Origin of the sequence: Mycetocola saprophilus (assembly GCF_000718085.1) — a bacterium.
Lineage (GTDB): Bacteria > Actinomycetota > Actinomycetes > Actinomycetales > Microbacteriaceae > Mycetocola > Mycetocola saprophilus.
The window spans coordinates 656,724-674,443 of record NZ_JOEC01000001.1 but is presented as its reverse complement, the minus strand read 5'-3'; the positions used below and the strand labels follow the sequence as shown (position 1 = coordinate 674,443).

At 66.4% G+C, this 17,720-nt stretch carries 20 protein-coding genes; 10 read left to right on the top strand and 10 right to left on the bottom strand.

Going from position 1 to position 17,720, the window contains the following annotated elements; genetic code table 11:
- Positions 1-4: 4 nt before the first annotated feature.
- A complete protein-coding gene (serB, locus tag IE92_RS0103030; protein ID WP_030143403.1) occupies positions 5-655 on the top strand; it encodes a phosphoserine phosphatase SerB in 651 nt (216 codons plus the stop codon).
- Between the two features lie 58 nt (positions 656-713).
- Here serB and fabG read toward each other — a convergent pair whose 3' ends face one another.
- The gene (gene fabG, locus IE92_RS0103025) at positions 714-1,424 is read right to left on the bottom strand and encodes a 3-oxoacyl-ACP reductase FabG (protein ID WP_030143402.1); all 711 of its coding nucleotides are present in this window, start codon (positions 1,422-1,424) and stop codon (positions 714-716) included.
- Positions 1,425-1,575: 151 nt separating this feature from the next.
- Here fabG and IE92_RS17105 point away from each other — a divergent pair, with 151 nt between their 5' ends.
- The 7 genes from IE92_RS17105 to IE92_RS0102990 all read left to right on the top strand — a co-directional run bounded on the left by IE92_RS17105 (position 1,576) and on the right by IE92_RS0102990 (position 7,365).
- Positions 1,576-1,995, top strand: coding sequence for a DUF3099 domain-containing protein (locus tag IE92_RS17105; RefSeq protein WP_051701521.1), 420 nt, complete (start codon positions 1,576-1,578; stop codon positions 1,993-1,995).
- A 28-nt stretch (positions 1,996-2,023) separates the two neighbouring features.
- On the top strand, positions 2,024-2,251 hold the full coding sequence (locus IE92_RS0103015; RefSeq protein ID WP_030143915.1) for a hypothetical protein: 228 nt from the start codon (positions 2,024-2,026) through the stop codon (positions 2,249-2,251).
- A complete protein-coding gene (locus tag IE92_RS0103010) occupies positions 2,248-3,105 on the top strand; it encodes an SURF1 family cytochrome oxidase biogenesis protein (protein ID WP_030143399.1) in 858 nt (285 codons plus the stop codon). The genes IE92_RS0103015 and IE92_RS0103010 overlap by 4 nt, the downstream gene beginning before the upstream one ends.
- A gap of 222 nt (positions 3,106-3,327) precedes the next feature.
- Entirely contained in the window at positions 3,328-4,347 is a 1,020-nt protein-coding gene (locus tag IE92_RS0103005; RefSeq protein WP_030143398.1) for an iron-siderophore ABC transporter substrate-binding protein, read from the top strand.
- Positions 4,344-5,399: a FecCD family ABC transporter permease gene (locus tag IE92_RS0103000; protein WP_030143397.1), complete on the top strand. Its 1,056-nt coding sequence runs from the start codon at positions 4,344-4,346 to the stop codon at positions 5,397-5,399. The genes IE92_RS0103005 and IE92_RS0103000 overlap by 4 nt, the downstream gene beginning before the upstream one ends.
- Positions 5,396-6,577, top strand: coding sequence for a FecCD family ABC transporter permease (locus IE92_RS0102995; protein WP_081863822.1), 1,182 nt, complete (start codon positions 5,396-5,398; stop codon positions 6,575-6,577). Before IE92_RS0103000 ends, IE92_RS0102995 begins: the two co-directional genes overlap by 4 nt.
- Positions 6,574-7,365: an ABC transporter ATP-binding protein gene (locus IE92_RS0102990; protein WP_245601204.1), complete on the top strand. Its 792-nt coding sequence runs from the start codon at positions 6,574-6,576 to the stop codon at positions 7,363-7,365. Before IE92_RS0102995 ends, IE92_RS0102990 begins: the two co-directional genes overlap by 4 nt.
- On the opposite strand, the gene IE92_RS0102985 is transcribed toward IE92_RS0102990, so the two are convergent.
- Together IE92_RS0102985 and abc-f are read right to left on the bottom strand one after the other, a co-directional pair.
- Positions 7,362-7,871, bottom strand: coding sequence for a GbsR/MarR family transcriptional regulator (locus IE92_RS0102985; protein WP_030143394.1), 510 nt, complete (start codon positions 7,869-7,871; stop codon positions 7,362-7,364). The two genes, IE92_RS0102990 and IE92_RS0102985, sit on opposite strands and share 4 nt — an antisense overlap.
- 93 nt (positions 7,872-7,964) lie before the next feature.
- The gene (gene abc-f, locus IE92_RS0102980; protein WP_051701520.1) at positions 7,965-9,515 is read right to left on the bottom strand and encodes a ribosomal protection-like ABC-F family protein; all 1,551 of its coding nucleotides are present in this window, start codon (positions 9,513-9,515) and stop codon (positions 7,965-7,967) included.
- Between the two features lie 278 nt (positions 9,516-9,793).
- Here abc-f and IE92_RS0102975 point away from each other — a divergent pair, with 278 nt between their 5' ends.
- Entirely contained in the window at positions 9,794-10,555 is a 762-nt protein-coding gene (locus IE92_RS0102975) for a class I SAM-dependent methyltransferase (protein ID WP_051701519.1), read from the top strand.
- Positions 10,556-10,660: 105 nt separating this feature from the next.
- On the opposite strand, the gene IE92_RS0102970 is transcribed toward IE92_RS0102975, so the two are convergent.
- The 6 genes from IE92_RS0102970 to sufB form a co-directional block, all read right to left on the bottom strand.
- Positions 10,661-11,080: a hypothetical protein gene (locus IE92_RS0102970; RefSeq protein WP_030143391.1), complete on the bottom strand. Its 420-nt coding sequence runs from the start codon at positions 11,078-11,080 to the stop codon at positions 10,661-10,663.
- 73 nt (positions 11,081-11,153) lie between these two features.
- On the bottom strand, positions 11,154-11,483 hold the full coding sequence (locus tag IE92_RS0102965) for a metal-sulfur cluster assembly factor (protein WP_030143390.1): 330 nt from the start codon (positions 11,481-11,483) through the stop codon (positions 11,154-11,156).
- A 9-nt stretch (positions 11,484-11,492) separates the two neighbouring features.
- A complete protein-coding gene (gene sufC, locus IE92_RS0102960) occupies positions 11,493-12,257 on the bottom strand; it encodes a Fe-S cluster assembly ATPase SufC (RefSeq protein ID WP_030143389.1) in 765 nt (254 codons plus the stop codon).
- A gap of 4 nt (positions 12,258-12,261) precedes the next feature.
- Positions 12,262-12,585 carry a non-heme iron oxygenase ferredoxin subunit gene (locus IE92_RS0102955; protein WP_030143388.1) on the bottom strand — a complete coding sequence of 108 codons (324 nt, stop codon included), beginning with the start codon at positions 12,583-12,585 and terminating at the stop codon, positions 12,262-12,264.
- Entirely contained in the window at positions 12,582-13,781 is a 1,200-nt protein-coding gene (gene sufD / locus IE92_RS0102950; RefSeq protein WP_030143387.1) for a Fe-S cluster assembly protein SufD, read from the bottom strand. The genes IE92_RS0102955 and sufD overlap by 4 nt, the downstream gene beginning before the upstream one ends.
- Positions 13,782-15,200, bottom strand: coding sequence for a Fe-S cluster assembly protein SufB (gene sufB, locus IE92_RS0102945; RefSeq protein WP_030143386.1), 1,419 nt, complete (start codon positions 15,198-15,200; stop codon positions 13,782-13,784).
- Between the two features lie 284 nt (positions 15,201-15,484).
- Between sufB and IE92_RS0102940 the strand changes: the two genes are divergently transcribed.
- Positions 15,485-16,447, top strand: a complete 963-nt coding sequence (locus tag IE92_RS0102940) for a COX15/CtaA family protein (protein ID WP_051701518.1) — start codon at positions 15,485-15,487, stop codon at positions 16,445-16,447.
- A gap of 180 nt (positions 16,448-16,627) precedes the next feature.
- Here IE92_RS0102940 and IE92_RS0102935 read toward each other — a convergent pair whose 3' ends face one another.
- Positions 16,628-17,548, bottom strand: coding sequence for a heme o synthase (locus IE92_RS0102935; RefSeq protein ID WP_030143384.1), 921 nt, complete (start codon positions 17,546-17,548; stop codon positions 16,628-16,630).
- Between the last annotated feature and the right edge of the window lie 172 nt (positions 17,549-17,720).

Below are 17,720 nucleotides of genomic sequence, written 5' to 3'. Positions count from 1 at the left end.
GCCCATGAGCGACTCCCCCGCCCGTTTCCTGGTGATCCTGGATGTGGATTCCACCCTGATCAAAAATGAGGCGATTGAGCTGATCGCCGAGCGCGCCGGGAGCCTGGAGCACGTGGCCGCGGTGACCGAGCGGGCGATGCGCGGGGAGCTGGATTTTGCCGCGAGCCTGCGCGAGCGTGTCGCAACCCTGAAAGGGCTGAGTGTTTCCGAGATTGACGCGGTGCGCGAAAGGATCGAGCTGAGCGATGGTGCCCGCGATCTGATCGCCGGCGTGCATGCGGCTGGCGGCCGGGTGGCCGTGGTGTCCGGTGGGTTCCATGAGCTGCTGGATCCGCTGGCGGACTCGCTGGGACTTAACCGCTGGCGTGCCAACCGCCTCGAGGTGATCGATGGCGCACTGACCGGCAAGGTGCTCGGCGACATCATCGACGCCGAAGCTAAGGCCGTGGCGCTGCGCGAGTGGGCGGGCGAGTTCGGGGTGCCGCTTGAGCGCACCATCGCCGTGGGCGACGGCGCCAACGATCTGAAGATGATGGCGATCGCCGGGCTCTCGGTGGCCTATGACGCCAAGCCCGCCGTGCGCGCCCAGGCGAGCGTCGCCGTGGGTAGCCGCAACCTCTCGGACATTCTGCCGCTGCTGGGCCTGCGCGGTTAGGCACAGAAAAACGCGGGGCACCTCGGATTCGAGGTGCCCCGCGTTTTTGCGTATGGGACTAGTGCCCCATGCCCAGACCGCCATCGACGGGGATCACGGCACCGGAGATGTACCCGGCGTCCTCGCCGCCGATCCACGCCACAACCTTGGCCACCTCGGAGGGCGAGGCGAAGCGGGCGGCGGGAATGCTGGCCTTGTACTGCTTCTGGGTGTCCTCGGGCAGGGCCGCGGTCATGTCGGTCTCGATGAACCCGGGGGCCACCACGTTGGCGGTGATGCCGCGGGCACCCAGCTCGCGGGTGATCGAGCGGGCCATGCCCACCAGGGCCGCCTTGGAGGCGGAGTAGTTGACCTGGCCGGGACCACCGTAGAGGCCCACAACACTGGAGATCAGGACGATGCGGCCATAGCGCGCCTTGAGCATCCCCTTGGAGGCACGCTTAACCACGCGGAAGGATCCACCCAGGTTGGTGTCGATGACGGTGTCGAAGTCCTCCTCGGACATGCGCATCAGCAGCGTGTCGCGGGTGATGCCGGCGTTGGCGACCAGAACCTCGACCGGACCGTAGGCGGCCTCAATCTCGGTGAAGGCGGCGTCCACCGAGGCGGCGTCGGTGACATCGGCGCGCACTGTCAGCGAACCCGCGGGGCCCTCGCCCGAGCGGGCGGTCACGGCGACGCGGTGGCCCTGGGCGAGGAATTCCTCGGCGATGGCAAAGCCGATTCCGCGGTTTCCACCGGTGACAAGGACGGTACGAGGGTCGGTCATGTTTTCTCCTGAAACCTGGGCCTCGACCGCGCCGGCGCGGGGGCATCCGGAGCGAATTCGAGGGAATGTTCGTGTCGGCGGGGCCACCCGGTGGCCGCGCGCTGCTTCCAGCTTAGGGTGTCCCGGGAAAGAGCGTAGGCTTAGGACCGACATGAACGACTCCTCGATCACCACACTGCCGCGATCACCCGAGGAAGACCGTCGCCGGCGCATGCGCCAATATTTCATCGCGATGGCTATCCGGATGGTGTGTTTGGTGAGCCTGATGTTTGTGCACGGCTGGTGGATGCTGGTGCCCATCCTGGGTGCGGTGTTCATCCCCTACTTTGCGGTACTGGTGGCCAATATGCCCGGGCCCGCGGTCGAGGGTCGCCGCGAATCCCCCGGCGGACTGATTCCCACCGCCTCGATGCCCGAGACCGTGCGCATCCCCGAGCCCGCGCCGCAGCCGGTCTTCGCCGAGGAGGCTCCCGCCGAGCAGCCGACGGAACCCGAGCCGGGCACGCCCGACAGCTGGGTCATCTATGAGCACCCCGAGGAGACCCCGACCCCCAAACCGGAGACCGCATGATCCCCTCCCTCACGTCCGCGCGGGCCGCATGCTAGGCGGCCTGTTTGGCGATCCCGGCGTCCACGAGTGCTCCCGAGCCGGGTGCCGCGCCGAGGCCACCGTGAAGATCTCCTGGCGCAACCCCAAGATCCACGATGAAACCCGACGCAAGGTGTGGCTGGCCTGCGCCGAGCACGCCGAGTTTCTGACCGAATTCCTCACCTCCCGTGGCTTCCCGGCCGAGGTGGCCCCCTTCATCCCCGAGGAGACCCCGTGAACCGCTGGCGGTTTGTGTTTGAAAAACGCTGGTTTGCCTACCTGGGCGTGGCGATCGTGTTTGCCATCGCCTGCGTGCTGCTCTCCAACTGGCAGCTGGATCGCCGCGGCGAGCGCGAGGACGAGATCGCCCGCGTGGCCAAGAACTTCGACGCGACCCCGGTGCAGATCGATCAGGCCCTCCCCTCGGAGAGTGCGTTCAACATTAACGATCGCTGGCTCCCGGTGACCATGCATGGTCGCTATGAGGAGGATAAGCAGATCCTGGTGCGCAACCGTCCCTACGATGGCTCCCCGGGCTATGAAATCCTGACCCCGCTGCGCCTGGATAACGGCAAGGTGTTCCTGGTGAACCGCGGCTGGGTCCCGCAGGGTAACAACGCCGAGCGTCCCGATCACGTGCCCGCCCCGCCGAGCGGAGAGGTCACCGTGGTGGCACGCCTCAAGGCCAGCGAGGACACCATTCGTGGACGCGGCGCCCCCTCCGGCCAGCTGGCGACGGTCAACCTGCCCGAGGCGGAGGCGATCCTCAAGGAGCGCATCTACACCGGTGCTTATGGTCTGCTGGACACCGAGGATCCGGCCCCGAGCGAGCAGCGTCCGGCGGCGGTGAAGAAGCCCGAGCCCGATGAGGGCCCGCACCTGTCCTATGCGTTCCAGTGGATCCTGTTTGCGCTGATGGGCTTCACCTTCCTCGGCTGGGCCGTGCGGGAGGAGTATCGCCGGGTGAACTCGGACGATCCGGCCGAGAAGGTGCGCGCCGCCAAGCGCGCGGCCAAGCGCGCCTCGAAGCTCACCGATGCCGATGTCGAGGACGCCGAGGTGGAGGACGTGCGCATTCACGCCGAACGTTAGATCCATCCCGAAAAACCGTGGATTCCCGAGTCGGGGGTCCACGGTTTTTTGCTGCCCTCGCACCCAAAGTGTCAAAATATTTGAAAGTTCAGGTGAGGTAAGGCTAGACTAACTACACGGTTCGACGCCCCGGTTCGCGGATGCCCCATCCACACGGAACGAGGCGCGCGTCGATCCCCGAGTCACCGATCAGGTGCACCCTCCCCCACCGAAAGGCTCCACATGCGACGCCCCGTCCAGCGGCCCCGCCGCACGCTCTTCGCCGCCGCCCTCGCCGCGGCCACCCTGGTACTCGCGGGCTGCTCCGCCCAGGGAACCACCGGCGATGCCGCCGGCTCCGCCGACACCGTCACGATCACCCACGCACTGGGAACCGCCGAGATCACCGGCACCCCCAAGCGCTTCGTGACCCTCGGGCAGGGATCCGCCGAAACCGCCATCGCGCTCGGCACCATCCCGGTGGGCATGGAGGAATACCCCTGGGGTAGCGACGACACCGGCTACCTCCCCTGGGTCCACGAGGCCGTGACCAAGGAGGGCGGGAAGCTGCCCAAGACCTTCACCGGGAACACCGAGCTCGACGTGGAAACCATCGCCGACCTCGACCCGGACCTGATCCTCGCCCCCTGGTCGGGCGTGACCCAGGAGCAGTACGACGTCCTCTCCAAGATCGCCCCGACCATCGCCTACCCGAAGCAGCCCTGGACCATCACCTGGGATGACCAGATCACCATGATCGGCAAGGCCATGGGCAAGTCCACCGAGGCCGCCGATCTGGTGAGCGACATCAAGACCCAGTTGGAAAACGCCAAGCGGCCCGAGTATGCGGGCGTGACCTTCTCCTACGTCTACACCACCGGCCCCGGTACCCTGGGCGTGTTCTTCCCCGGCGAGCAGCGGGTGGCCATGGCCTCGGCGCTCGGCCTCACCGTGGACCCCGTGGTCAACTCGTTCGAGGAAACCGAGGGCACCGACTCGGCGCTGATCGGCCTGGAAAACGCCGATAAGCTCGCCGGCTCGGACCTGATCTTCACCTTCTACTCCGATGAGGAGACCCGCGCCGAGATCGAGGCGCAGCCGCTCTACGCGGCAATTCCCGCGGTCGCCAAGGGCGCCGTGGTGGCACCGACCGACCAGCCGTTTGTCACCGGATCCTCGATGATCAACCCGCTCACCGTGCCCTGGGCACTCGAGCGCTACGTTCCGTTGATCGACGCCGCGCTCGCGCACGCCGGTAAGTGACGTCCGTCTCCACCACGCCTGCGGCCGCCCGGGATTCCCGGCGCGGCCGCTTGGGCGTTCGCTCGGCACCGATCAACCTGCTGATCCTCGTGGGGTTGGCCCTGCTCCTGGCCGCACTTGCGGTGCTGTCGCTCTTTGCCGGCAGTCGGGTCACCGGGATCGCCGAGGTCCTGCAGGCACTCACCGGCGCCGGCGATCCACACCTACGGCTCGTGGTCACCGAACGCATTCCACGGACAATTATCGGCGCGGTGGTGGGGGCAAGTCTCGCGGTCTCCGGGGTCATCGTGCAGGGCGTGACGCGCAATCCGCTGGGCGATCCGGGCCTGCTGGGCGTAAGCGTTGGAGCCTCCGCGGCCGTGGTCACCGCGACGGCGATCACCGGGACCGCAATCGGCGCCGGGACCGTCTGGGTCGCGCTGGTTGGCGCTCTGGTGACGGTGATCCTGGTGGTCCTGGTCGCCGGACGCCCCACCGGCGGCGGCATCGTCCCGCTGCTCCTGGCCGGCGCCGTGGTCTCGGCGGTGCTGGGCACGTACATTCAGGCGATGATCCTCACCCGCCCGGCCGTGTTCGACTCGTTCCGCTTCTGGGTCATCGGTTCCCTCGCCGGACGCCGTCTGGACACCCTCGCCGAAGTCGCCCCCGCGCTGATCCTGGGCCTGGTGCTCGCGCTGATCCTCGCCTCGGGTCTCAACGCCCTCGCCCTCGGCGATGACCTCGCCCACTCGCTCGGCGTCTCGGTACCGCGGGTACGCGCCGGGGCCCTGCTGGCCGCCGCGCTGCTGTGTGCCGGAGCCACCGCACTGGTGGGACCGATCGCATTCCTGGGCCTCGCGGTGCCGCACCTCGTGCGCGCCCTGGTGGGAACCGATCATCGCTGGCAGATGCCCGCGGCGATCCTGCTGGGGGCCTCGGTCCTGATCGCCGCGGATATTGTAGGGCGGATCATTGCGCGTCCCGGCGAGCTGATGGTGGGGGTGGTGACCGCGTTTGTCGGTGCCCCGTTCCTGCTGATCGCCGTGCGGGCCGGACGGGCGGTGCGCGGATGACCCGGCTGGATCGATGGCACCGGCAGTCCAGGCAACCTCGACGGACCGGGCAGACCGGACAGACCGGACAGACCGGACAGACCGGACAGGCCGGGCTAGCTCGGCAGACCGGACAGACCGGGCAAAAGCCGACCCCCACCCCGGTTCGGCCGCCGCGTCTCTTTCGGATCGGTCCGTGGGTCGCGCTCCCCGTGCATCCGCGCACGCTGGCCTGGTCGGGCATCGCCCTCGTCCTGCTCCTGATCGCGGCCGTACTGACCCTGAGCATGGGAAAGCTGGGAATCGCTCCCCAGGCGCTCCCGGCGGCCCTGTTTGACCCGCCGCGGGGTGCCGCCGGGTTCACCCTGACCACGCTGCGCGGCCCGCGCCTGCTGGTCGCGATCGGCGTGGGCGCGGCGCTGGGAATCTCCGGCGCGCTGTTCCAGGCCGTGACCCGTAACCCGCTCGGCAGCCCCGACGTCATCGGCCTGGGGGCCGGAGCCGGGGCAGGCGTGGCGATCTGCGCGCTGCTCTGGCCCGGCGTCCTGCCCACCCCGGTGGGCGCACTGATCGGCGCGACCCTGGCCATCACCCTGGTGTATTTCTCCACCGGACGCGGATTTGCCGCTCCGGCGCGCATCATCATCGCCGGGATCGGGGTCTCGGCGATGGCCCACGCGGTGACCCAGTACGTGGTCAGCGTCAAGCTGCGCGACGAGGCCAGCCAGCTCGCCGGATATCTCGCCGGATCGATCAACTCGGTGGGCTGGGGCGCGGTGGGGATCATCGCGATCACCCTGGCCATCACCCTGCCCGCCGCCTGGAACCTGGCCCCCTCACTCAACCAGATCGGGCTCGGGGACGCGCTGGCGCACTCGCTGGGCATCCGGATCACCGCGACCCGTACGGCGGCGATTGTCGTGGCCGTGGTCGCGGCGGCCGGGGCGGTCACCGTGGCCGGACCGATCTCGTTTGTGGCCCTCACCGCGCCGCAGATCGCCCAGCGCCTCACCCGCTCCGCCGCGCTCTCCCTCGGGCTCTCGGCCCTGCTCGGGGCGCTGATCCTGGTGATCGCGGACCTGCTGGCCCAGCAGGCACCGTTTGCGCGCGGGCTCCCGGTGGGGATCCTCACCGCCGGGGTCGGTGGCATCTACCTGGGCGCACTCCTGATTCGCGAATGGCGGAAAGGCACACTATGACCACAATCACCCTCGGCCTGATCGCCCGACACCTGCGTGTGGGCTACGGCTCACGCGAGATCCTGGGTGACCTCTCGGTGGCCCCGCCCACCGGCGCATTCACCGCGATTATCGGCCCCAACGGATGTGGCAAATCCACCCTGCTGAAGAGTCTGGGCCGGGCGATGACCCCGCGCGCGGGCACGGTCACCCTCGACGGGACCGATCTGGCCCGGATGCGCCCCAAGGCCATCGCGCGCCGCCTGGCCCTGCTCCCCCAGGATCCGATCGCCCCGGACACCATCCGGGTGCGTGACCTGGTGGCCCGCGGACGCCACCCGTATCACTCGGTGCTGCGGCAGTGGGCACCGGGCGACACCGAGGCCGTGGACCGCGCGCTCGAACAGACCGGGGTTGCGCACCTTGCCGATCGCTTCGTGTCCGAGCTCTCCGGTGGACAGCGGCAGCGTGCCTGGGTCGCGCTGGTCCTCGCCCAGGACACCGAATACGTGCTGCTGGATGAGCCAACCTCGTTTCTCGACATTGCCCATCAGATCGACCTCCTGCACCGCTGCCAGGACATGCGCACAGCCGGGAAAACCGTGATCGCCGTGCTGCACGACCTCAACCAGGCGGCCCGCTACGCCGACCACCTGATCGTCATGCACGAGGGCGCGATCGTGGCCGAGGGTGCCCCCGCGGAGGTGCTCAGCGCCGAGCTGGTGCGCGAGGTGTTTGCGCTGCCCGCCGAGATCACCACCGATCCGCAGAGCGGTTCCCCGCTGATCGTGCCGCTCGCGCGCGGCTAGGCCTGGGCGTCCCGCTCAGCCTTGAAGCGCGCCCACTCGGTGTCCAGCGCGCGGTTATCAACCATCCAGCCCATGTAGTCGCGCATGTTGCGCACGCGCTCGTGGGCGAGGCCCCCGGCGGCCACGTGATCCAGGGCCCGTTCGGCGAGCGCACGCTGGTTGGCGAGGTAGGTCTGCTCCTGCTTGAGGAATCCGCCCCACACATCGGCATCCATCGCAAAGTAGTGCGTGCGCGCGCCCGGGCGGCGTACCCGGTGCACAAAGCCGCCCTGCTCAAGCTTGCGCACGTGCGAGGATACCGAACCGCGGCTGATATCGAGTTCGCGGGCGAGCTCATCGGCACTGACCCCGTCGGCATCACTCAGCAGCAGGTAACCGGCGATTCGCCCGCCGATCCGGGTGCCGCCGCCGCCCTGCCAGAACCCGGCAAACGCGTCCACAAACCAGGTGTGGAACTCGGCCTTCTGCGCGGGCGCACTCTCGGGATGCCGGGGATCGGAAGTCATGAATTCAGTGTATCCAGCTGAGTATGCCGGACCTGAAAACGCCGCGGCCCCGGACACCAAAAAGGTGTCCGGGGCCGTGAATCAAGGAGCCGGTTAGGCGAGCTCGATCAGGTCGTTGTAGTCCTTGTTCCAGTGGTCTTCCACACCGTCGGGCAGAATGAGCACGCGCTCGGGGTTCAGCGCCTCCACGGCACCCGAGTCGTGGGACACCAGGACCACGGCACCAGTGAAGTGTGCCAGGGCATCCAGGATTTCCAGGCGGCTGGCGGGGTCGAGGTTGTTGGTGGGCTCATCGAGCAGCAGCACGTTGGCCGAGGACACCACCAGCATCGCCAGCGACAAACGCGTCTTCTCACCACCGGAGAGCACGCCGGCGGGCTTGTGACCGTCGTCACCGGTGAACAGGAACGAACCCAGCACCTTGCGCGCCTCGGTCTCGCCGATGTTCGGGGAGGCGGAGAGCATGTTCTCCAGCACCGTGCGCTTCACGTCCAGGTTCTCATGCTCCTGGGCGTAGTAGCCCACCTTGAGGCCGTGACCGGGGATGATCTCACCGGTGTCGGGCTTGTCCACCCCGGCGAGCATGCGCAGCAGCGTGGTCTTTCCCGCACCGTTGAGTCCCAGCACCACGACCTTGGAGCCGCGGTCGATGGCCAGGTCCACCGAGGTGAAGATTTCCAGCGAACCGTAGCTCTTGGAAAGGTTCTTGGCCATGATCGGGGTCTTGCCACAGGGCGCGGGATCCGGGAAGCGCAGCTTGGCCACCCGCTCAACCTGACGCACCTCGTCGAGGCCCGCGAGCAGCTTCTCGGCGCGCGCGACCATCTGGTGGGCGGCCGCCGCCTTGGAGGCCTTGGCACCGAAGCGGGCCGCCTGCAGCTGCAGGGTCGTGGCCTTCTTCTCGGCGTTGGCGCGCTCCTTCTTGCGGCGCTCCTCGTCTGCCTCGCGCTGACGCAGGTAGTTCTTCCAGTTCATGTTGTAGATGTCGATGACCTGGCGGTTGGCGTCGAGGTAGAACACCCGGTTCACGGTTTCGCCCACGAGCTCGATGTCGTGGGTGATCACGATGAAGCCGCCGCGGTAGTTCTTCAGGAACTCGCGCAGCCACACCACCGAGTCGGCGTCGAGGTGGTTGGTGGGCTCATCGAGGATCATCGTCTGCGCGTCGGAGAACAGGATGCGCGCGAGCTCGATTCGGCGACGCTGACCACCGGAGAGGGTGGAGAGCGGCTGATCCAGGATGCGGTCAGGCAGGTTGAGGTTGCTGGCGATCGAGGCGGCCTCGGCCTCGGCGGCGTACCCACCCAGCGCGTTGAAGCGGTCGGTGAGGTTACCGTACTTCTTCATCGCGGCCTCGGCCACGGCAGGGTCGGTGCTCGCCATGTCCTGGGTGGCCTTGGCCATGTTCAGCGCGATCTGACCGAGTCCACGGGCGTCCAGAATGCGGGTACGCGCGAGGTCCTCGGGGTTACCGGTGCGCGGGTCCTGGGGCAGGTAGCCGAGTTCGCCACGGTTGTTGATCGTGCCCCCGGCGGCGGGAATCTCGCCGGCCAGGGTCTTGGTGAGGGTGGTCTTGCCGGCACCGTTACGTCCCACCAGACCGATCTTGTCGCCCGCGGCAACCTGGAAACTCACGTTTTCCATGAGTAGCCGTGCGCCAACACGGATTTCGAGATCCTGAACGGAGAGAGCCACTGCGGGTGTCCTTTGCTAACCAGGCACCACAAATAGCGCCATAAAAGTCGAGGTAAGTCACCCAGTCTACGCGTTCGCATCCCCCAGACCTATCCGAGCCACCCCGCGCCGCAATATCCGCCACCCAGATAGATATTGAATGTCTGGGAATTTGGGGCGAGCCGCCGAGCGACGCACACCCGTAAACCTAAACTGGCCACAGATCCCCTATCGGAAGGAAATTGACCATGTCCGAGGTATTTGACGGTCTGGCTACCATCTACAACGAGCAGCGCCCCCGCTACCCACGGGCCGTGTACACGCTGCTGGAGCAGCTGGTGGATCCGACGCCGCCGCTCAACATTCTCGATGCGGGATCGGGGCCCGGCGTGGTCCTCGAAGACCTGCTGCCCACATTCGGTCCGCTGGCCCACTACACCGCCGTGGACATCTCCGCGGATATGGTCGCCACCGGCGCCGAGCGCCTGCCCGAGGCAACCTGGGTTCACTCCCCGGTCGAGCCGGATCTGGAGCAGCGCCGTGACCTCGCACTGATCACCGTGGGTCAGGCCGCCCACTGGTTTGATCGCCCGCGGTTCTATGCGGCGGCCATCCAGGCGCTTCGGCCCGGCGGTGTGCTGGCAATCATCCAGAACAACCGCGACTACACCCGCGGCGGCTTTGCCCAGGCGTGGGAGGAGCTGGCCGAGGCCTACTCCCCCGGCTACACCCGCACCTACCGCGACTTCCCCTACGCGCAGGAGCTGGCCGAGGCCTTCGCCCCGGCGGATTCGGATCACGGTGTCTATCAGGCCGAGTGGACCCTCACCCGCTCCCCCGAAGACACCCGGGGCCGCGCCCTGTCCTCGAGCAAGATGCAGGCGGCCCTCGCCGCCGCGGGCGACACGTTTGAGGCCGCACTGGATGCGGCGATCGCCGCAAACACCGAGGACGGGCAGGTCTCGCACACCATGATCACCGAGGTCTACTGGGTGCGCAAGGCCGCCTAGACGCGACAACCGCAATACCAACGGCGTCGGCCGTGTCCGGGATCAACTCGAACACGGCCAACGCCGTTGCCGTGCTGTGCTGTGTTGTGGCGACGTTGTGGGCGCTTAGACCCGCTCGAGCAGGTGCAGGCTCGGGCTGTAGTCGATCGCCCAGTCGGTGTAGACGCCGGCGATCGCGCAGTCTTCGCAGCGCAGGCCCACGCTGACCCAGCGCACGTCCTCGCCCTCGATGGCGAAGCCCACGGCCACGGTGAAGTCGGTGCCGTCGCAGGTGCACTCGGCGGCATCGAGTTCGATGTCGGAGTCGGCGCGGTCCAGCAGGTCGGCCGAGTCGAGCAGCGCAACCTCGGTGTCGCACTTCGAGCACAGCCGCACGGCCACGCCCTGCTCATCGTCATAGCCGAGGGCGAAGACCTCGTTGCCGCAGGCACAGACGCAGTCGATGATGCGGTCCACCGGAAAATCGCCGGCCTCATAGTCGCGGATGGAATCGTGCAGCTGTTCGCGGCCGGTACGGGAAGTCATGCTGCCAGCTTACCGGCATAGGAGCGCACAAAACCCCGCCCACCACATGGTGAGCGGGGTTCTGAGGGGCAAACTACATCGCGAAGCCGAGGGCTCGCATCATGTCGCGGCCGTCATCGGTGATTCTTTCCGGACCCCACGGCGGCATCCAGACCCAGTTGATCCGGAACGCCTCCACGACGCCATCGAGTGCCTCACCGGTCTGCTCTTCGAGCACATCGGTCAGCGGGCAGCCGGCCGAGGTGAGGGTCATGTGGATGATGAGAGCGTTGTTCTCATCATCCCATCCGAGGTCGTAGATCAGGCCGAGGTCAACAACGTTCACCCCGAGCTCGGGGTCCATAACGTCCTTGAGCGCCTCGGTGACCTCGTCGTAACGGGCCGGGCTCAGGGTGGTAGACATGGGTCTAGCCTACGCCTGGTCGGCGGTCTGGAGGTAGCGGTCGTAACCCTCGTTTTCCAGACGGTCGGCCAGCTCGGGGCCGCCCTGCTCGGCAACCTTACCGTTCACGAACACGTGCACGTGGTCCGGCTTGATGTAGCGCAGGATGCGGGTGTAGTGGGTGATCAGCAGCACGCCGAGGTCGGTGTTCTCCTGGGCGCGGTTGACACCCTCGGAGACGATCTTCAACGCGTCAACGTCGAGGCCCGAGTCGGTCTCGTCCAGTACGGCGAACTTCGGCTTGAGCAGCTCAAGCTGAAGGATCTCGTGACGCTTCTTCTCTCCACCGGAGAAACCCTCGTTGACGTTGCGCTCGGCGAACACCTTGTCCATGCGCAGGTTGTCCATGGCGGTGCGCACGTCCTTGATCCAGGTACGGATCGCCGGAGCCTCACCATCGATGGCGGTCTTGGCGGTGCGCAGGAAGTTCGACACGGTCACGCCGGGGATCTCCACCGGGTACTGCATAGCGAGGAAGATGCCGGCACGGGCACGCTCATCCACGCTCATCTCCAGGACGTCTTCGCCGTCCAGGGTGATCGAACCGGAGTCCACGGTGTACTTCGGGTGACCGGCGATGGTGTACGCCAGGGTCGACTTACCGGAGCCGTTGGGGCCCATGATGGCGTGGGTCTCGTTCGAGTTGAGGGTCAGGTCTACGCCGCGCAGGATCGGCTTGGTGCCCTGGTCGGTTTCCACGCTGACGTGCAGGTCGCGAATCTCAAGTACTGACATGGCGCTAGATCTCTTTCGTTACGGTCGGGTCGATAAAAATGTCGCCATCGCGCAGCTCCACGGCGTATACCGGGACGGGCTCATAGGCGGGAAGGGTCAGGGGCTTGCCGGTCTTCAGCGAGAATGCGGACCCGTGGGCCCAGCACTCGAGGGTCTCCCCCTCAACAAACCCCTCGGCGAGGGAAATATCGCCGTGGGTGCAGGTGTCTCCGATTGCGTGGACCTCACCCTGCGCGTCCAACACGAGTGCGATCGGAGTGCCGTCGACCACCACGCGCTGGGCCTGGTTGAGGGTCAGATCGGCAAGGGCACAAACACGGGTACTCACGACTGGAGGTCACCCGCCGCAAGCTCGCGCTCGATGGCGGCCTCGATGCGCTCACCCAGCTCGGCGTCGCCGATGCGCTGGATGATCTCCACCAGGAAGCCGTGCACCACGAGGCGACGGGCATCGGCTTCGGCGATGCCGCGTGCCATGAGGTAGAAGAGCTGCTCGTCGTCGAAACGACCGGTGGCGCTGGCGTGACCGGCGCCGGCGATGTCGCCGGTCTCGATCTCGAGGTTCGGCACCGAGTCGGCGCGGGTACCCTCGCTGAGCACGAGGTTGCGGTTCTCCTCATAGGAGTCGGTCGCGGTTCCGGTCTGGCGGATCAGCACGTCGCCGATCCAGACGGTGTGCGCGCCCTCGCCCTGGAGTGCACCCTTATAGCTCACGCGGGAGCGGGTGTTCTCGGCGTCGTGGTCGACGTAGACGTGCTGCTCGAGGTGCTGGTGCGCGTCGGCGAAGTACACACCGAGCGACTCGATGTCGGCTCCCTGGCTGCCCAGGTGGGTCGAGGGGTTGACCCGGACGATCTTGCCACCCAGAGTCACGGCCACATGCTTCAGCTTGGCGTCGCGACCGATCTCGGCGAAGTGCTCGGCCAGGTGGCGGGCATCCTCCGCCCACTCCTGAACGCTCACCACGGTGAGCTGAGCGCCGTCGCCGACGATGATCTCGATGTTCTCGGTCAGCGCGGCCTGGCCGGCGTTTTCCAGGATGACCAGGGCGCGCGAGTGCGGCGCGGCCTCGATGACGGTGTGCGCGGCGCGGGCGGTGTTACCCAGCGCAGTGCGGTGCAGGCGGAAGGTCTTCTCCTCCTCGCCGGTGACCGAGATGACCAGGGCCTTCTCAAACGCGGTCCATGCGTTGGCGGCGGCCTTGTTTTCGGGAGTACCGGCGGTGCCAATCCGCTTATCGTCGCGGCCCACCCAGGCCACGGCGACACCGTCGACGGCGGGCGCCTCAAACGAATACTCGGATCCGTCCAGCTCGCCATCAATCAGGTCGGCAAGCTGCGCGACCGGGGTGTACTTCCAGGCGGGCTCGCGACCGGTGACCGCCGGGAAGGCGGCCACATCGGTCGAGGCGAAGCGCTCGGAACGGGTCTGGACCGGCACGAAGGCGTCGCCGCCATCGCTGTGCGCCTTGAACCCGTGCTGTTCGGTTTCGGTGCTGCTGGTTGCAGGGGATGTGGTCGTCATTTAGCCGACGGATCCTTCCATGCCCATTTCGATGAGCTTGTTGAGTTCGAGTGCGTATTCCATCGGGAGCTCACGGGCGATCGGCTCGATAAAGCCGCGCACGATCATGGCCATGGCCTCATCCTGCTCGAGGCCGCGGCTCATCAGGTAGAACAGCTGCTCCTCGGAGACCTTGGTCACCGTGGCCTCGTGACCCAGCTCGGCGTCATCCACACGAATGTCGATCGCCGGGTAGGTGTCCGAACGGGAGATGCGGTCTACCAGCAGGGCGTCACAGGCCACGGTGTTCTTCGAGTGGTGCGCGTTGGCGTCCACCCGAACCTCGCCGCGGTATCCGGCGCGGCCGCCGCCACGGGCGATGGACTTCGACAGAATGGTCGACTGGGTGTGCGGGGCCATGTGGATCATCTTGGCACCGGTGTCCTGGTGCTGACCGGGACCGGCGAAGGCCACCGACAGGGTCTCACCCTTGGCGTGCTCACCGGTGAGGTAGATCGACGGGTACTTCATGGTGACCTTGGAGCCGATGTTGCCATCGATCCACTCCATGGTGGCACCCTCTTCGGCGATGGCGCGCTTGGTAACCAGGTTGTACACGTTGGTCGACCAGTTCTGGATGGTCGTGTAGCGAACGCGGGCATTCTTCTTCACGATGATCTCCACCACGGCCGAGTGCAGCGAGTCCGACTTGTAGATCGGGGCGGTGCAGCCCTCGATGTAGTGGACGTAGGAGCCCTCGTCGGCGATGATCAGCGTGCGCTCGAACTGACCCATGTTCTCGGTGTTGATCCGGAAGTAGGCCTGCAGCGGGATCTCCACGTGGACACCCTTGGGGACATACACAAACGAGCCACCCGACCACACGGCGGTGTTCAGCGCGGCGAACTTGTTGTCTCCCGAGGGGATCACGGTACCGAAGTACTCCTCGAAGAACTCGGGGTGCTCGCGGAGCGCGGTGTCGGTGTCCAGGAAGATGACACCCTGCTGCTCGAGGTCCTCGCGGATCTGGTGGTACACCACCTCGGACTCGTACTGGGCGGCCACACCGGCGACCAGGCGCTGACGCTCGGCCTCGGGGATACCCAGCTTCTCGTAGGTGTTCTTGATGTCCTCGGGCAGGTCTTCCCAGGTCTGGGCCTGCTTCTCGGTCGAGCGGACGAAGTACTTGATGTTGTCGAAGTCGATGGCCGAGAGGTCGGCACCCCAGGCGGGCATCGGCTTACGTTCGAAGATCTGCAGGGCCTTCAGGCGTCGCTGCAGCATCCAGTCCTGCTCGTTCTTGAGGTTCGAGATGTTGGCAACGACCTCTTTGGAGATTCCTCGTTTGGCGGATTGACCCGCCGCATCCGAGTCGGACCATCCGAATTCGTAAACTCCCAGGGAGTCCAATTCGGGACGGTCAATGAGCACGTCTGACATGTCTCTACCTCTTTTCTACCTGCCGGTAACAGAATTTCCGTACCTGGCATTCCCTCACGGTGATGCGCTATCAGGCGCGGGCATGAGAGGGGGGTGGCGCGAGACGCTCTCCGGCGTCTCTACAATTAGTTCAAGGGGGTTTCAGTACCTGGCCTGCGGCTGGCATGCAACGTGCCAGACGCAGACAACTACTCGAACTCTTCGTATTCTATAGGTTCCGGCATATTTCCGCATGGGTGATTACCGCGAGCCGCACCGTTAACTAAGGATGGGGACCGATTCCCGTGACCACGACCTCCCGGCCGACACCAAGCCTCTATCAGCGGATCACAAACTGGCTGCCGCAGAGCGTGAACCGACCGGTTCGTGTTTTCGCCTGGCTCTCGCTGATCTTCCAGACGGTGCTGATCGGCACCGGCGGCGCCGTTCGCCTGACCGGGTCCGGCCTCGGCTGCCCCACCTGGCCCAAGTGCACCCCCGAGTCGCTGACCTCGACCCCGGAGATGGGCATCCACGGGATCATCGAGTTTGGTAACCGCACGCTCACATTCGTGCTGGTGATCATCGCCATCGGCGCCTTCCTGTCGGTGTGGAACCTGCGTAAGCGTCGCCGCGATCTGTTCTGGCTGACCTTCGCCCAGGGCATGAGCATCCCACTGCAGGCGGTGCTCGGCGGCATCGTGGTGCTGACCGGCCTGAACTCCTACCTGGTGGGTGCCCACTTCGTGATCTCGCTGGTGCTGGTGGGCCTGACCACGGCGCTGGTCTACCGCGCCTATAAGGGAGCGGCCGGCCCCAAGCGCAGCGCGGCGCCCTACCGGATCCTCACCCACATCATGACCTTCCTGGTGGCCCTGGCCGCGGTCATGGGCATCCTGACCACCGGATCGGGTCCGCACGCCGGCGACGCCAACGTGCCCCGCAACGGCCTGAACCCCGAGTTCATGCAGCACCTGCACTCCTGGCCCGGCTACCTGATGTTTGCCTCGACAGTCCTGATCCTGATCATCGGACTGCGCCTGCGCTACCCGGTGAAGCCGGTCGTCTGGCTGCTGGTGGGACAGGTCGCCCAGATCGTCCTGGGCATCGCCCAGTCACGCCTGGGACTGCCGGAGATCATGGTGGGTACCCACATGGTCCTGGCCGGCGTCGTGATCGCCCTGGCTACCCGGGTCATGCTGGACACCCGCTCCTCGATCCCCGAACCCGAGCAGGTGTCAACAGAGCCGCAGGCAGCACGCGCCTAACCCGGCAACGATAAAGGGCGGTGGTCCCCTCTTCGGAGGGGGCCACCGCCCTTTTGTCTGGGTACCCACGGTCCCGATTCGGGCTCACGTTGGTTCAGGAGCACTGAACGTATGTGCAGCAAAATCGACCCGCCCGATACCCAAAGCGCGAAACGTGCTGCACGAACGTGCAGATTCGCCCTAGAAGTGCAGCAGCGGGTCGATACCCACCGCGAGGAACACCAGCGTGAGATACGAGATCGAACCGTGGAACACACGCATCGGACTCGCCGCCGCGCCACGAATAGCGAGGTTATACAGACGGTGTGTCTCAAAGATAAACCAGCCGCCGGCCAGCACCGCCACCACGCTGTAGACGATACCCATGTTGCCCACCGGAATCAGCAGCAGCGAGCAGGCCACGGTGGCCCATGCGTACAGGATGACCTGCAGGCCCACCTGCGCGCGTCCGCGCACCACGGCGAGCATCGGGACACCCACCGAGCGATAGTCCTCGCGGTACTTCATCGACAGCGGCCAGTAGTGCGGCGGGGTCCAGAGGAACACCACACCGAAGAGGATGAAGGGCTCCCAGGAGAGCGAGCCGGTGACCGCGGACCACCCGATCAGCACCGGGAAGCAGCCCGCAATTCCGCCCCAGATGATGTTCTGAGCGGTGCGACGCTTGAGCCACAGCGTGTAGATCAGCACGTAGAAGGCGATGGCCGCGACCGAGAGTGCGGCGGCCAGCAGGTTGGTGGTCAGGGCCAGCCACACCGTAGAAACCACCGCGAGGACCCAGGAAAAGACCAGCGCCTCGCGCGGGCTGACCTCTCCGGTCACAAGCGGTCGACCCTGAGTTCGGTTCATCACGCGGTCGATATCGCGGTCGAAATAGCAGTTGAACGCCCCGGCCGAACCCGCACTCAGCGCGCCGCCGATGACCGTGGCGAGGACCAGCCCGAGGGTCGGCAGACCCCCCTGAGCGAGGATCATCACCGGGACCGTGGTCACCAGCAGAAGCTCCATAACACGGGGTTTTGTGAGCGCGATGTAGGCACGTACCTTGCGCTTGGCACCGATCTTCTCGGTGGCGACGGGGGTCAACTCTGCGACGTCCATTAGTTCTATATACCTCTTCACTCGACTCGCCCATCCTACGGGATCGGTTTCGGGCGACCAACCGTGCACGCGCGCCCGAACTCCCCCGCTATCGGGAGCGGAACTCCCTATACTGGTAGACGCTCGCAATAACGCGACGCCCTTCCCCCCGGACCCGCACTCCGTCGTAGTG